This is a genomic window from Thiovibrio sp. Mzg5 (genome assembly GCF_055379285.1).
Genome location: NZ_AP022872.1, coordinates 1,684,630 through 1,698,706, shown reverse-complemented (window position 1 = coordinate 1,698,706; position 14,077 = coordinate 1,684,630). Strand labels below are relative to the sequence as shown.

General features: G+C 57.0%; 15 protein-coding genes and 1 pseudogene. 13 read left to right on the top strand and 3 right to left on the bottom strand.

All coding sequences use genetic code 11. The features are described 5' to 3' along the window. Window positions 1-124: 124 nt before the first annotated feature. From ACZ46D_RS07660 to ACZ46D_RS07645, 4 genes are all read left to right on the top strand, one after another. Window positions 125-1,015 carry a TRAP transporter TatT component family protein gene (locus ACZ46D_RS07660; protein WP_464926864.1) on the top strand — a complete coding sequence of 297 codons (891 nt, stop codon included), beginning with the start codon at window positions 125-127 and terminating at the stop codon, window positions 1,013-1,015. 206 nt (window positions 1,016-1,221) lie between these two features. Continuing rightward, entirely contained in the window at window positions 1,222-2,259 is a 1,038-nt protein-coding gene (locus ACZ46D_RS07655) for a TRAP transporter substrate-binding protein (protein ID WP_464926863.1), read from the top strand. Then, a complete protein-coding gene (locus tag ACZ46D_RS07650) occupies window positions 2,256-2,777 on the top strand; it encodes a TRAP transporter small permease (protein WP_464926862.1) in 522 nt (173 codons plus the stop codon). Before ACZ46D_RS07655 ends, ACZ46D_RS07650 begins: the two co-directional genes overlap by 4 nt. 29 nt (window positions 2,778-2,806) lie before the next feature. Further along, window positions 2,807-4,072: a TRAP transporter large permease gene (locus tag ACZ46D_RS07645; RefSeq protein ID WP_464926861.1), complete on the top strand. Its 1,266-nt coding sequence runs from the start codon at window positions 2,807-2,809 to the stop codon at window positions 4,070-4,072. Between the two features lie 2 nt (window positions 4,073-4,074). On the opposite strand, the gene ACZ46D_RS07640 is transcribed toward ACZ46D_RS07645, so the two are convergent. Next, window positions 4,075-5,097, bottom strand: coding sequence for an Lcl C-terminal domain-containing protein (locus ACZ46D_RS07640; protein WP_464926860.1), 1,023 nt, complete (start codon window positions 5,095-5,097; stop codon window positions 4,075-4,077). A gap of 59 nt (window positions 5,098-5,156) precedes the next feature. Then, window positions 5,157-5,819: a protein-L-isoaspartate(D-aspartate) O-methyltransferase gene (locus tag ACZ46D_RS07635; protein ID WP_464926859.1), complete on the bottom strand. Its 663-nt coding sequence runs from the start codon at window positions 5,817-5,819 to the stop codon at window positions 5,157-5,159. A gap of 302 nt (window positions 5,820-6,121) precedes the next feature. Between ACZ46D_RS07635 and ACZ46D_RS07630 the strand changes: the two genes are divergently transcribed. The 8 genes and pseudogenes from ACZ46D_RS07630 to ACZ46D_RS07595 all read left to right on the top strand — a co-directional run bounded on the left by ACZ46D_RS07630 (window position 6,122) and on the right by ACZ46D_RS07595 (window position 12,608). Beyond that, entirely contained in the window at window positions 6,122-6,988 is an 867-nt protein-coding gene (locus ACZ46D_RS07630) for a hypothetical protein (protein WP_464926858.1), read from the top strand. 193 nt (window positions 6,989-7,181) lie between these two features. Further along, window positions 7,182-7,841 (top strand): response regulator, encoded by a 660-nt coding sequence (locus ACZ46D_RS07625; protein WP_464926857.1) that lies wholly within the window; start codon window positions 7,182-7,184, stop codon window positions 7,839-7,841. A gap of 78 nt (window positions 7,842-7,919) precedes the next feature. After that, the gene (locus tag ACZ46D_RS07620; RefSeq protein WP_464926856.1) at window positions 7,920-8,555 is read left to right on the top strand and encodes a DUF47 domain-containing protein; all 636 of its coding nucleotides are present in this window, start codon (window positions 7,920-7,922) and stop codon (window positions 8,553-8,555) included. Beyond that, window positions 8,548-8,787, top strand: a pseudogene (locus ACZ46D_RS07615) (inorganic phosphate transporter); the annotation flags it as partial. The gene ACZ46D_RS07620 and the pseudogene ACZ46D_RS07615, both read left to right, overlap by 8 nt. After that, on the top strand, window positions 8,782-9,912 hold the full coding sequence (locus ACZ46D_RS07610; RefSeq protein WP_464929267.1) for an anion permease: 1,131 nt from the start codon (window positions 8,782-8,784) through the stop codon (window positions 9,910-9,912). The pseudogene ACZ46D_RS07615 and the gene ACZ46D_RS07610, both read left to right, overlap by 6 nt. Before the next feature lie 153 nt (window positions 9,913-10,065). Beyond that, the gene (locus ACZ46D_RS07605) at window positions 10,066-11,013 is read left to right on the top strand and encodes an MrcB family domain-containing protein (protein ID WP_464926855.1); all 948 of its coding nucleotides are present in this window, start codon (window positions 10,066-10,068) and stop codon (window positions 11,011-11,013) included. 66 nt (window positions 11,014-11,079) lie between these two features. Beyond that, the gene (locus ACZ46D_RS07600; protein WP_464926854.1) at window positions 11,080-11,826 is read left to right on the top strand and encodes a Mut7-C RNAse domain-containing protein; all 747 of its coding nucleotides are present in this window, start codon (window positions 11,080-11,082) and stop codon (window positions 11,824-11,826) included. Between the two features lie 104 nt (window positions 11,827-11,930). Beyond that, window positions 11,931-12,608: a hypothetical protein gene (locus ACZ46D_RS07595; protein WP_464926853.1), complete on the top strand. Its 678-nt coding sequence runs from the start codon at window positions 11,931-11,933 to the stop codon at window positions 12,606-12,608. Window positions 12,609-12,668: 60 nt separating this feature from the next. Here ACZ46D_RS07595 and ACZ46D_RS07590 read toward each other — a convergent pair whose 3' ends face one another. Further along, window positions 12,669-13,157 (bottom strand): sll1863 family stress response protein, encoded by a 489-nt coding sequence (locus ACZ46D_RS07590; RefSeq protein WP_464926852.1) that lies wholly within the window; start codon window positions 13,155-13,157, stop codon window positions 12,669-12,671. 254 nt (window positions 13,158-13,411) lie between these two features. Here ACZ46D_RS07590 and ACZ46D_RS07585 point away from each other — a divergent pair, with 254 nt between their 5' ends. Continuing rightward, window positions 13,412-13,966 (top strand): BCAM0308 family protein, encoded by a 555-nt coding sequence (locus ACZ46D_RS07585; protein WP_464926851.1) that lies wholly within the window; start codon window positions 13,412-13,414, stop codon window positions 13,964-13,966. Window positions 13,967-14,077 lie beyond the last annotated feature (111 nt).

Below are 14,077 nucleotides of genomic sequence, written 5' to 3'. Positions count from 1 at the left end.
ACCGGGGCATTTTTTTTGCGCCGGGTTCGCTTGCCTGTATCCGGGGTACAAAAGGGTGTGGTATACTCGGCGAAAGAAGGCTGGCGCGCGCGCAGGCACTTCGATAACAGGGATCAGGTCGGCCATGCAGAAGATCATTGAGCAAGGGTTGTTTTTTCTCCAGAAAAATTGGAGGTTCGTCGCCTTACTGGCCGTGTCTGCAGTGTTGTCGCAAGGGTGTGCCTCGCTGGTGATCCCCCCGATGGTGGGTCCGGTGGTAAAAAATCTCAACCGTCAAGCAGACCTGGAACTGGTTTGTGACGGTGCGCCCTCCTACCTGCTGCTCCTAGATAGCCTCCTGGTTTCCGATCCCGATAACGCCAGGTTGCTGCTGCATGGCACCCAGGCCTATACGGCCTACGCGAGCCTCATGCCGGAATGCGGCCGTCCGGAACGGGCTGCGGTGCTGGGGGAAAGGGCCAAGGCCTACGGCCTGCGTCTGCTTGGCACCCATAAAGGTCTTGGTGGTGCCGAGCAGATTCCGCTTGCCGGATTCAACGAGGCCTTGCAGGGTGTCGGGCCTGGGGAGGTGGAAAAACTGTTCTGGGGCGGTTACGGCTGGGCCACCTGGATCGGGTTCAGCAAGGGGGCACCCGCGGCGGTCGCCGATCTGCCCAAGGTCGAAGAGCTGATGCTGCGGGTGCTGGCCCTGGACGAGGGTTTTTATCACGGCGGGGCCCATCTTTTTCTCGGCATCTATTATGGCTCCCGCCCGGCGATGCTGGGCGGCAGGCCGGAAGTGAGCCGGGGCCATTTTGAGAAGGCCCTGGCCCTGGGCGATCGACGCTTTCTCCCGACCCTGGTGGCCTATGCCGAATACTACGCCCGGCAGACCTTTGACCAAGAGCTCTATGTTCGTCTCCTGGAAGAGGCGCTGGCCTTTGATCTTGCCCAGGCCCCGGACCTGACCCTACCCAATGTTTTGGCCAAGCGGCGGGCTCAGAAATTGCTGGCCCGGGTGGATGAATTTTTTTAACTGCCCAGCAGCACCGCACCTGCTTCGCAGTCTCGCTGTGCTCGCTTAGCTGTCAGCGGCCTACCCCATGTGCGATAGCACACTTCGTAGGCCTCTTCCGCGCATCTGTGGCAGCAGTGACGCGGCGCTGCTGAACAGTTACATGTCGGAGGTTTCGTCCAGTTTTACCTCAAGCTGGATAATTACGATTTTTTAGGAGAGAAGGTATGAATCGTCTGCTGCGCACGGTCTGTTTCGGCATCGCCCTTCTGGCGCTCATGGCCCCTCCGGGCGCTCAGGCCGCGCCCCGCTATCTCTTCAAGATCGCCACCCTTGCCCCGGATGGCAGCGTCTGGGCCAGGCGATTTCAAGAGTTTCAGGAAGAGGTGACCGCCAAGAGCAATGGCGAGATCGGCTTCAAGCTCTATCTGGGCGGGGTAATGGGCGACGACCGGGCCATGTACCGCAAGATGCGGATCGGCCAGCTCCAGGGCGGGGGCTTTACCATGACCGGGATCAGCGAAACGGTGCCGGATTTCCGGATCATGGCCATCCCCTTTCTCTTCAAGTCCTATGCCGAGGTGGACCGGGTTGCGGAGGGGCTGTTCCCCCTTTTCCAGAAGGCTTTTCAGGAAAAGGATCTGGTGCTGCTGGCCATGACCGAGGTCGGTTTTGTCTACACCATGTCCGGCGAACCGGTAACCACCGTGGCCCAGCTGCGGGCGAGCAAGTGCTGGGCGCCGGAGAATGATCCGCTGAGCCGCGGTTTTCTCGAGGATGTGGGCGTCACCCCCATTCCCCTTTCCATTCCGGATGTGCTCTCCTCCCTGCAAACCGGCATGATCAACACGGTGTTCAACGGTTTTTACGGCTCCATCGTCCTCCAGTGGTTTACCCGGACCAAATATATCACCGATACGCCCTTTGGCTACGCCTATGGCGGGTTGGTTTTTTCCAAGAGCGCCTTTGCCAAGCTCCCGCCCCAGCATGTCGCCATGATGGAAGCCGCCGCGAAAAAGCATTTTGCCGGATTGTTGATCGACACCCGGCGCAGCAATGAAGAGGCCTTGACCACCCTGAAAAAAAACGGCATCCAGCTGGTGCCGGCGGAGAAAGAAACCCTGCGCCAGCTGCTGACGGTGCGTGACCAGAAAACCGTACCGCGTCTGATGGGCACGGCCTTTTCCAAGGAAATATACGAGGCGGCTACCCGGTTGCTTGCCGATTTTCGGGCAAAATCCCCCGGCGGAGCGGGAGCGAAATGAGCGACCTTGCGGCCCGGTTTTCCGAGGGCTTCCAGCGGATAAGGCGCTTGCTGGAGCGGCTTGAGGAGGCGGTTCTCCTGCTGCTTATTGCCGCCATGATTCTTCTGGCCTGCGCCCAGATCGTGCTGCGCGATGTCTGGGGCGGGGGATTGTCCTGGGCCGATCCGCTCCTGCGGGTCATGGTGCTGTGGGCCGGGCTTCTCGGGGCCGTGGTGGCCACCAAGATGGACAAGCATATCTCCATTGATCTTGCCTCCCACCTCCTGCCTAAGCCAATTTTTCGCTGGCTGCGGGTGGTGCGGTATCTTTTTGCCACGGGGGTTTGTCTGGTGCTTACCTGGGTGGCGGTTGATTTTGTCCGCCAGGAGGCGCTCCAGAGCAACGGGCAGGAGATGGCCGGGCTTGCCTCCTGGCAGCTCAACCTGATTTTTCCCATAGCCTTTGCCGGCATCGCCCTTCGTTTTCTGCTCGGCAGCGTGCGCAGCCTTCGCGCCGCCCTGCCCGGAAAAGAAGGGTGAATTTCTATGGAAAGGGATGAGACCCTGATATGCAGTTCCTGCAACTGATAACTCTCGGGCTGGCCATCCTGGGCAGCCCGCTCTTCGTGGTGATGGCCGCCCTGGCTCTGCTCGCTTTTTCCGGCGCAGGCGTTGATCCCTCGGTGGTGGTCATCGAGATGTCCCGACTGGCCGATACCCCCATGCTGCTCTCCCTGCCCCTGTTTATCCTCGCCGGGACAATCCTTTCCGAAAGCAAGGCGCCGGTGCGGCTGCTGGACCTGTCCAACGTATTGCTGGGCTGGATGCCCGGCGGGCTAGCGGTGATCGCCCTGGTGGTGTGTTCGATTTTCACCGCCTTTACCGGCGCCTCCGGGGTGACCATCTTTGCCTTGGGCGGCCTGCTCTTTCCGGCCATGCTCAAGGATCGTTACCCCGAGCAGTTTTCCCTGGGGTTGATCACCACCTCCGGCAGTCTGGGGTTGCTCTTTCCTCCCAGCCTCCCCCTTATTCTCTATGGGGTCATCGCCGAGACCCGGATTGACCATCTTTTCCTGGCCGGGATTCTGCCGGGGTTGTTGATGCTGGTTCTGCTGGGTGCTTACAGCATCAGGAAGGGCGCGGCCACCCGTGGCTCCCGTCCGCCGGTGCCGGCAGGGGAAAGGCGGCGAGCCCTGCGCGCCGCAGCCTGGGAGCTGCCGTTGCCGGTCATTGTGCTGGGGGGGATTTACGGCGGTTTTTTTGTCGTGGGTGAGGCGGCGGCGGTGACTGCCCTCTACGTTTTGCTTGTGGAGATGTGCGTGCATCGGGATATCACCCCGGCGCAACTGCCCGGAATCGTGGTGCGGAGCATGGCCCTGTTCGGGGGAATCTTCGTGGTGCTGGCCGCCTCCATGGCTTCCACCAGCTTTTTGATCGATCAGGAGATTCCGGCCAAGCTCTTTGCCCTGATCCGGGAGCATATCTCAAGCAAGTACACCTTTCTCCTGCTGTTGAATGTCTTTCTTCTCATGGTCGGCTGCCTGCTGGATATCTTTTCCGCCCTGGTGCTGGTAGTGCCGCTTATCGTGCCCATTGCCCAGGGGTATGGGGTTGACCCCACCCACCTGGGCATCATCTTTTTAACCAACCTGCAGATCGGTTACTGCACCCCGCCGGTGGGCCTCGATCTTTTTCTGGCCAGCTATCGTTTTGAGCGGCCCATTACCGAACTCTACACCGCCACTCTGCCATTTTTGGCGATATTGCTGGTTTGTCTGGGCCTCATCACCTATTTCCCGCTCCTGAGTCTTTTTCTGGTCGGGCTGTTCGGCTAGTTTCATTCCTGTTCTCCCGAAACCCTGACCGGCCAGACAAAAAACGATTCCCCCTTTTTGTGGCCGACCCCCAAGGCGCCTTTGTGAAGATAGAGAGCCCAGGCCCAGTCTGTTTCGAAAAGGCTGGTGGTGGCTGACCAGTAGGCCTCGCGCACCCGGTGGAACGGGTGGCCGGCCGGCAGGGCTGGTTCCGCCTGCGCACAGTCCACCAGGGATTCCAGGGCGTTTATGTCGGGAAGTCGCCAGTCGTTGTGGCCGTGCAGGCTGGACCGGTTGAGCTCGCCGATGAGATCCAAGGCTTGGGACCAGCTCATGGGCCTTCCGCCCAAATCTCCATCCTTGAGCCAGATGAGTCTGGTGAGATTGTCGAGTACCGTCTCGCCGAGATCGGTAAAGCGTGGCTGCGGCCAGGCGAACCCCAGCCGGTGTTCTCCGTCCTGGCCCGATTCCGGGCAGGGAATCTCCCGACCAAGGGCATCATGGCAGGTTATCTGCCCGGTCTTGGGCAAAAGGTCATAGCCGGCGCCGCGAACCGGCCAGAACAGAGAGTACTCATCCTTGCGTCCGTAAAACATGCGGGCGCCCTCAAGATGAAGACGCCAGGCATAGGCCGGGTGAATCGCGGCCGTGGTGGAGGTCCAGTACCAGCCCAGGAAGATGTTGGTGAAGGGATGGTCCTCCGGCAGCGAGGGCTTTTTTGTTTGATAGCTCATGAGTGAGCGGAGTTCCCGGCGGTTGGGCAGCCGCCAGTCAGCAAAACCGGACCATTTCTGGTGATTCATTCCGGCGATGAAGGCGAGGGCTTCCTGCCAGGTCAGCGGGAACCCGCCCAGGTTGGCATCCCTGGACCAGGTGAACCCGGTGAGACGGTCCAGGACGGTATCGCCTTCCAGGAAAAAACGTGGCTTCGGCCAAGGCAGGCCAAGGCGAAATTCCCCATCCTGTCCGCTGTCGGGGCAGGGGATAACACCCCCCTGTTCGTCGTAGCAAAAAACTTGCCCGGTGTGCAATAATCCTGTTTTCATGGAATTTTCCGGCCCAGCAAGGTGGCTTGGTGCGGCGCTTGGGGCAATTGTTGCTCCCGTCACGCTTGCACCTGTCCGGTGAAGGGGACAAAAGCCACGGAGAGAATGCTCCTACTGGTGATCTTGGTGCCGAATTTTTCCACCAGCAGCAGCTCCTGCGGCAGATGGGGGCGACCCACCGGAATCACCAGCCTGCCGAAGGGCGCCAGCTGCTCGATCAAGGGTTTGGGGATATGTGGCACCGCAGCGGTGACGATGATTCCGTCATAGGGGGCATGTTCCGGCAGGCCGAAAGAGCCGTCGGAGGCAAGGACCTCCACGGTGTCGTAGCTCAGTTGCTGCAAGCGGTTGGCCGCCTGTTTGGCCAGTTCGGGAATGATCTCCAGGCTGTACACCCGTTTGACCAGCTGCGCCAGAACGGCGGCCTGGTAGCCCGAGCCGGTGCCGATTTCCAGGATGATGTCGTCCGGCTCCGGCTCCAGCAGGTCGGTCATCAGCGCGACGATGAAGGGCTGGGAGATGGTCTGGCCGTTGCCGATAGGCAGGGGGTTGTTGTCATAGGCGTAGGGCTTGAGTTCGTCCGGGACGAAATCCTCGCGCCGCACCGTGGCCATGGCATCAAAGACTTGCTGCCGCAGGGTGTAGCGACCGGTGAGGCCGCCGGTAAAGCGGCATTCGTCTTCAATGGTGCGGAGCATACCCTGTATCGATTCCGCGCTCATGATCACCTCCTACCCAAACAGGATGGGGTTGACTGCACAAGAAGAGCTCCTGCTTCCATGATTGCTCAACCGGCCAGCGCAAGTCAAAGATTTTGTTGGCCGGGGCGCCGGGATGATCCACCCCACGGGAGATGGGGGAATTTTCAGGAAGCCGTTGTGATAAAATGATATCATAATCAGGATGGTCTAAACCGCTGGCAGCGTGAGCGGCTCTTAAAAGCTTGTGTCGCCTGAAAATACAGATTAGTAAAAAAAATAGAGAGATACCTTATCCTCATTCACAGGAGGCGGTGACGAACAGTATGGATTTTTTCATGATACGGGTGGGCTTTCTTTTCGACTGGGTTGAGCTGCACCTGGAAAGCAAACAGGGCTTGAAATTTTTCGCCACCGTGCTGGTGAGTTTCTTTGTCGCGGCCATTGTCGTCATCGAGTTGAACCGGCGGCAGCTGGTGCCCGAGCCGTTTGCCTCGCATTTTTCCCTTTCCCACCTTGCCGCCATTGAGCAGGCCTTCAACCTCTTGCTGGCCCTTGAGGTGGTGAGCCTTATTCTCAGTCTGTCCCATTCGGTGACCAAGTCGGTGGGCAAACAGTTTGAGATCCTTTCCCTTATTCTCCTGCGGGATACCTTTAAGGAGTTTTCCCATTTCAGCGAACCGCTGGCCTGGGCTGAAATTGCCTCCTCCCTGGAAAGTATTGTCGCCTCTGCGGTGGGAGCCCTGCTCATCTTTGTGGTCCTGGGTTTTTTTTATAAGGCCCAGCGCTCCCATCCCATCAGTGGGGATGAGAAAGTTCGCAGCCATTTCATCCTGGCGAAAAAGATGATCGCCCTGCTGTTGCTGGTTTCTTTCGCGGGCATTTGTCTTGTTGACCTCTGGGGCTATTTCGCCTTTGGGCTGCCGGAAAACGCCTTTGCCTCCTTTTACACCCTGCTTGTTTTCAGTGATGTGCTGGTGGTGCTCATCTCGCTTCGTTACAGTGCGCAGTATCAGGTATCCTTCCGTAATTCCGGCTATGCGGTGGCCACGGTCCTTATCAGGCTGGCCTTGCTTGCGCCAACTACCCTCGGCGCCGTAATCGGGGTGGGCACCACCCTGTTTGCCCTGGGAATCAGTCTGGCGTATAATGCCTTTGCTCCCACGCCGGAAGAGCTCGGCTGTAAAACCTGAAAAAAACGTAGCGGTGGGAAGTTGTAAGCTTTTTATTTCAAGATGTTGTTCGTGCGTCCCGGCGATGTGGCGTTATGTTTTTTCCTTTTTGCGGGAGCAGCAAATTTTGCTGCGGGAAATTACCGACTACTGTATATAACCTGGGAATATAATGTGATTTTTCCGGACTGGTCTGAAGTGGAAGGGGAGTGTCATGGGTATATGTCGTATAGTGTTGGCGGATGATCATGCCCTGATCCGGCATGGGGTCAAAAAAATGATCGAAGAGAACCCCACCCTCAAGGTGGTCGGCGAAGCGGCCGATGGCCTGGAACTCATCGAGCTTTTAAAAACCACGCCTGCGGATCTTGCCATCCTTGATATCTCCATGCCGAACCTGCGGGGGATTGAGGCAATCCGGGAGGTGCGCAAGATCTGTCCGCAGATCAAGGTGCTCATGCTGACCATGCACAAGGGCGAACAGTACCTCTGCTCCTCCTTTGCTTCCGGGGCGGACGGCTATCTGCTCAAGGAGGATTCCGACACCGAGCTGCTGCCGGCCATCGCCAGGATTCGCCAGGGGGAGTTGTATATCTCCCCCAATCTGGCCGGAGAATTTCCCGAAGACGTCATCGCCTCCTGCAGCAGCCGGAACGATGGCTCCGGCGAGGTCCTGACCCCGCGGGAAAGGCAGATCCTGCAACTGGTGGCCGAGGGGGTTACCAGCCGGGATATCGCCGACAAGCTCGATATCAGCAAGCGGACCGTGGAGCACCATCGGGCCAACATGATGAAGAAGCTCAACATCAAACGCGTCGCCGACCTCATCAAGTATGCCATCGGCAGAGGGCTTTCCGACGCGCCGTCTGAGTGAATTGTCTGACCCTTCCGTTTGCGTCATCGTCATTGTTTGATCGTCCGGTTTTTTTCATTTTGCCAAGGAGGTAAGGTTGTGCGTTTCCCATTCCCAGGAATAAGCAAGAAGCAGGGTTTCTACGCGCTGCTCGAAAAACAGGCGCAGGCCGCGGTGGATGCGGCCAAGGAATTTCAGGTCTTGGTCCATGACTTCGCCAATCTTGCCACGCATGCGGCAAGAATCAAGGAGATAGAAAGCGAGGCCGACCACATCACCCACGAGCTTGCCAACCGGATCGACGCCACCTTTGTCACCCCGATCGACAAGGAAGATCTGCATGCCCTGTCCAGCGAACTGGACGACGTGACCGACTGCATCGAGGCGTGTGTCGGGAGGATGGCGCTCTACCAGTTCACGCAAATACGTCCGGATATGGAGGGGTTGGTGGCCTTGCTGGTGCAAATCACCGAAGCCACGCTGGAGGCGATCATGACCCTGCGCACCAAGCCAAACCGGGATAATGTCCAGGATCTTTTCATCCGCATCCATCAGATCGAAAACGAGCATGACGCCGCCTTCCGCAAGTCGCTTGCCACCCTGCTCAACGCCCCGGATGCGGACCCGATCAAGGTGATCAAGTGGAAGGAGATTTATGACCGGATAGAAAAGGCGGTGGACAAATGCGAAGACGTCGCCCATATCATCGAAAGCGTGGTTGTTAAATATGCTTAGTCTGTCGCTGCTGCTCGTGCTGGTTGTGGTCTGTGCCCTGGCCTTCGATTATATCAACGGCTTTCACGACACGGCTAATGCCATCGCCACGGTGGTCTCCACTCGGGTGCTCTCGCCGCGCAAAGCTATTATCATGGCCGCCTGTCTGAACTTCGTCGGCGCCCTGGTCTCCACCCAGGTGGCGATCACGGTGGCCAGCGGGCTGGTCGATACGGCGCGTTTTCAAATGGTTGATATCCACCAGCCGGCAGGGTTGGCCGCCAAGCTGCAACATCCCGCTGATCTGCTCTCCCAATATTTGGCAACGCAGCTTTCCCCCGCAACCCAGGGGCTGCTCGGGCAATATACCGTGGGCGCCGCCCCTTCCCAGGAGCTGCAGGGTGCCATAGTGGCGGACTTGAACCAGATCATCACAAGAACCGACCTTTACTCCGCCGAGCGGTTCGCCGGGATCGCGCTCAAGGAGAAGACGGTGGCGAAAGCCAAGAATGCCGGTAAGCTGAAGCCGGAGGAGCTGGCCAATACGAACCGCGCGCTGCTGGAAAAGGGTTATCCCCAGGAGCTTGATTCAAACCAGCAGGCCTTCCAGGTGGTTATCCTGGCCGCCATCCTCGGAGCAATCGTCTGGAACCTGATCACCTGGAAATACGGCATCCCCAGCAGTTCCTCCCACGCCCTGATCGGCGGCCTGTGCGGCGCGGCCATCATCCACGGCGGGTTGCCCTCGGTTCTCTGGGGCGGGATTGTCCACAAGGTGTTGATCCCGCTCGTTGGTTCGCCGGCCATGGGCTTTATCATCGGCTTCATTCTCATGGGCATTATCTTCAAAACCCTTGCCCATGTGCATCCCGGCCGAGTGAGCGCGAGCTTCCGCCACCTGCAGATTGTTTCCGCCGCAGCCATGGCTTTTACCCACGGCCTCAACGACGCCCAGAAGAGCATGGGTATCATCACCATGGCCCTGGTGAGCGCCCGGATGATTCCCGAGCCCGTGGTTCCCATGTGGGTGGTGTTATCCTGCGCTGCGGCCATGGCCCTGGGCACCTCCGTGGGCGGCTGGCGCATCATCAAAACCATGGGCCATAAGATCATCCGCCTGGAGCCGGTGCACGGTTTTGCCGCCGAGACCTCCTCCGCCATCGTCCTCTTCGTGACCAGCCATTTCGGTATGCCCGTAAGCACCACCCACGTCATCTCCGGCAGTATCTTCGGGGTGGGCGCCAGCAAGCGGCTCTCCGCCGTCCGCTGGGGTGTGGCGCAGAGCATGGTCATGGCCTGGGTCCTGACCCTTCCCGCCGCCGGGCTGGTTGCCGCGCTTTCTTACGAGTTGCTGATGCTCTTGGGGGTTGGCAGGTAGGAAGGTGAAAAAAGAGGGATTCCTTTGCCTGGCGCGGACTACGAGTGAAGTGACTCGCCTTGCCTGTTTTTGCTTATTTTTCTGGCTATCATGATTTTCGGCCTTGATAGCCAGTTTCGCAGAATGACTTGTTATCCCTTGTAAAGAAGAACGATGAGCCTGAATGCCGCCCTGAATCTTTTCCTGGAAGAATATCCAACAGCAGTAAGTCAGCTATTTACGGATAACGCTGTTGCAGAGTTTGTACGGCGGGAAGTCCCGCTCGTTGTTGCACAAGTTATCGGCGAAAATGACAGATATATAGTTCATGGTAGCCCTGGGCAAGGTAACTGGGCGCGCGTGCCTTGGGTTGCGGTGTACGACCGATTTATTACAGAAACCGCACAGGATGGTTTTTATGTCGTCTACCTGGTAACGGAAGATTTTTCTGGTGTTTATCTTTCTTTGAATCAGGGGGTAACGACTATCCGTCGTGTCTATGGCTCCGACGCAAAAGATGCATTGGCTGTGCGAGCTTCGGACTATATCGCTCGTCTCGGCCAGATTGATAATTCATTAATCGTCGGACCAATTGACTTAAGAGTCACGAGCGCATCAAGTCTCGGCGCCTTCTATGAGCAAGGGTCCATCTGCGCCCAATATTACAAGCGGGGAGAAATACCTAACGACGAAATCTTGGGTAAGGACTTAAGGGAACTTCTTAAACTCTATCTTCTTCTTGCGACGAAAGACCTTGCGGCCGCCTCGGTCAGCTCTGAAGAAGACGATGAAGTTGGGCTTAACAATGAAGACCTCATTAATCTGCGCGAACATAAGCGCATAGAAAGAAATCGCAAATTAGCCGCAAGGGCTAAAAAGATTCATGGTTATACCTGTCAGGCGTGCGGTTTTAATTTTGAAATTAAATATGGAGAGATTGGCCTGGCATTCATTGAAGCGCATCATTTGACACCGCTGCATACACTAAAAGGCCAGAAGATAACGCTTGATCCGAAGCATGATTTTGCCGTTCTGTGCGCGAACTGCCATCGGATGATTCATAAATCAGAGTTCGTGAATTGTATCGAAGATTTCCGAGCCAAATATGTAGTTAAAAAGTGAAAAACTAGAGACATCTCCCATATTTTTGCCGATAAACGCTTCAATAATTGAGGGCCTCCTCCCGCAATGATCATCAACTTTTGGGGAAACCTGAAAGAACTGTCGCGTCCTCCATTCCGGGGGCAGAAGCGGGTTGCGTACCAACTCACCCGACAGGCCTCGGTCAAGGATATTATCGAGGCCCTGGGAATCCCGCATACCGAGGTGGGGCGCTTGACCGTTGCCGGACAAGAGATCTCCTTTGCCGCTCCCGGCAATGCTGATGACACCCTGGATGTCTACCCCCTCTCCCCGCCTGTGGATGTAACAATCCCAACCCTGCTGCGCCCCGAGCCCTTGCCCGGGATCACCTTTGCCGTGGATATGAATGTCGGCAAACTGGCCACTCTGCTGCGCATGGCAGGTTTTGACACCTTTTACCGAAATTACATCTCCGATCCGGAATTGATCGAGGTCGCGGTGCGGGAAAAGCGCATCCTGCTGAGCAAGGATACGGATCTTTTAAAACGCAAAGATGTGGTCTTCGGCTATCTGGTGCGGGAAATCTATCCGGAAAGGCAGTTGGCTGAGATTGTCCAGCTCTTCGGCATTAAGGACCAGTTCAAGCCATTGAGTCGCTGCCTGCGCTGCAACGGGCTCTTGCAGCCAGTCGGTAAGGAGGAGATCATCGAACAACTGGAACCGCTCACTAAAAAATATTACGACTCTTTTCGCCAATGCCTTGGCTGCGGTAAGATCTATTGGCCGGGAACCCATCGGGACAAGATGCTGCTGGTGTTGAATAGGTTTGGCGATTATCACACGCTTGACTGATCGGAAGGGGTGAGAGTCGAAAATGATCGCCTAATTATGCGGAATTAAGTATGGTGCCTCTTCGTTGTGGTCTGCCTGAAATCCCCTTGAAAAATTGGAGAATAATGCATTTGGTTGAGAAGAGCGATCTGGGTATGGGCCCAGGGGAATTCGGAGCCGATATCCCCATTACCCCGCAAGAGAGCTTTGTCCTCGGCGTGTATGCTTCTCTGGATGCCGCAATTGCCTGTGAACTGGATCGGTTGCGTCGTGAAGAGGATATCGTGCCAAGTTGCCAACCGGGCTGTTGTCACTGCTGCCGGTATCATATCCTTACCAACAGTGCCGAGGCCCACACCTTGGCGCAATACATCAGGCGGGAATTTTCCGCAGACCAGATAGACGGCCTGCGGATGCGCACCCAACAATGGCATGAGTGGGACGATGCCAAGCCGGGCCGGCATCCGTCATCCAAGATCGACGAGGGGGCGGACCTTTCCTGCTACGACCATTCCTGCCCTCTGGATGTAAATGGCGTATGTGGCGCCTATCCCGTGCGGCCGGTGGTGTGTCGCACGCATTTTGTCTCTTCGCCCCCCCAGTCCTGCCAGGTGGCGAACGATCCGGAATCCACCGAAGAAGCGCCGATGATGCTCCGATCGGTGGTCACGGCGGCCAGCCCGTTTTCCACGGCGTTACAGGATTATATCGAAAATGCGGGCTTGGATTTCTCCCGCTCGAGAATGCTGCTTCCTCAATGGCTGGCGATTGAAATGGGGTGGGATTTCACCATCTCGCGGTGATCTCTTGCCGAGGTTCGGCAGGGAGACAATCCATCCCAGACCCCATCACGCCCCGGACCCTTAGCTGAACTTTGCCAAGGCCTTCTTGGCTGAATCGCGCAACCCCTTCCAGGCCTTATCGACCCCCTGCTTGGTAACTTCCCAGGCATCTTCACTTGCCGTCGCCAGCCCTTGGGCATTTTTCTTGAGGTCCTCAATCTTTTTTTCAAGTTTGTGGATTTCGGCCAAGGCCTCTGTCTTGCCTGCCCCCATGGTTTTTTGTGATTTCTGCTTCAAGTCGGCAAGCTTGTCCGTCAGGGTTTCCAGCTCTGCCTTTATTTTTTTGAGGTAGAGATTTTTGGTCTGTTCATATTTCTGCTCAACTTTCTTGGCCGGCAAGCAGGCCTTTCGCCAGGCGCAGGTCAATTGGTTGCAGTAATCCTTTGCCGTTTCAAAGCAGGGGAAATTGCCTTCCTTGCTCTGGATGGCCCGAATCAAATCCACCTTCTTCATCTTGCCGACCTGAATGCCAAGCTGTTTTGCTTTTTCCTTGATTTGCGCCATGTCCATTGCTGGTCCCTCCTTCAAAAAAATTATCTGTTATGTGATGATGATGGGCCAATGCCGGACGGAATGTCAAGCGGATATTTTCGCGAAAAAATGGTAAGATACCTCCGTTATCCCGCGCCGCATGGCCGGGGGGGAGGCGTGTAAATAAAACTGATTTGGAGCTTGTGTTTTACCCGGTAGCTGGATGTATAATTTAAATAGAGAAAGTCTGATTCAAGAAAAACAGAGGGAGGGACCATTATCGCGAAACGGGCATGGCCAGTCTGCCCTTGCAGGAAGTGATGCGCCTGAAGGTGAACAGCAACGACAAGGAGCGAAACATTATGGACAAAGGCCAATATGGAAGAAGGGATCGGCTGATTCAGGAAAAGCGGCATGACACCTACCATGAACGGAGAAAGTTGCCCGAGCCGACGGTATGCAGCGAATGCGGGGCCGTGTTCCTGGAGGGCCGCTGGGCGTGGTGGGATGCGGCGGTCAATGCCCATGCCATCGTCTGTCCGGCCTGCCAGCGCATCAAGGATAATTTCCCGGCCGGTTATCTGGAGATCCTGGGTGGGTTTTACGGGACGCGGCGCGAGGAGATCAATAACCTGATCCACAACCTGGAGGATCAGGAAAAAAAAGCGCATCCCATGGAGCGGGTCATGGCCATTGTGGAGGAAGAGGGCCGCACCCTGGTGACCACCACCGGCATCCACCTGGCCCGGCGGATTGGCGAGGCCTTGAACAACGCCTACCAGGGGGAACTCGATTTCACCTACGGTGATGGCGAAAAAATCATCCGGCTCACCTGGGTCCGGGAATAACCGGACGGCTCGGGATGCCGTCTTGCCGGAGGGAGAAGGGCGGCATTGTTGCACGAGATTTTTTGGGGGCCACCAGCCTCATTATTCGCAATTGGGCATGGCGGCCCCTCC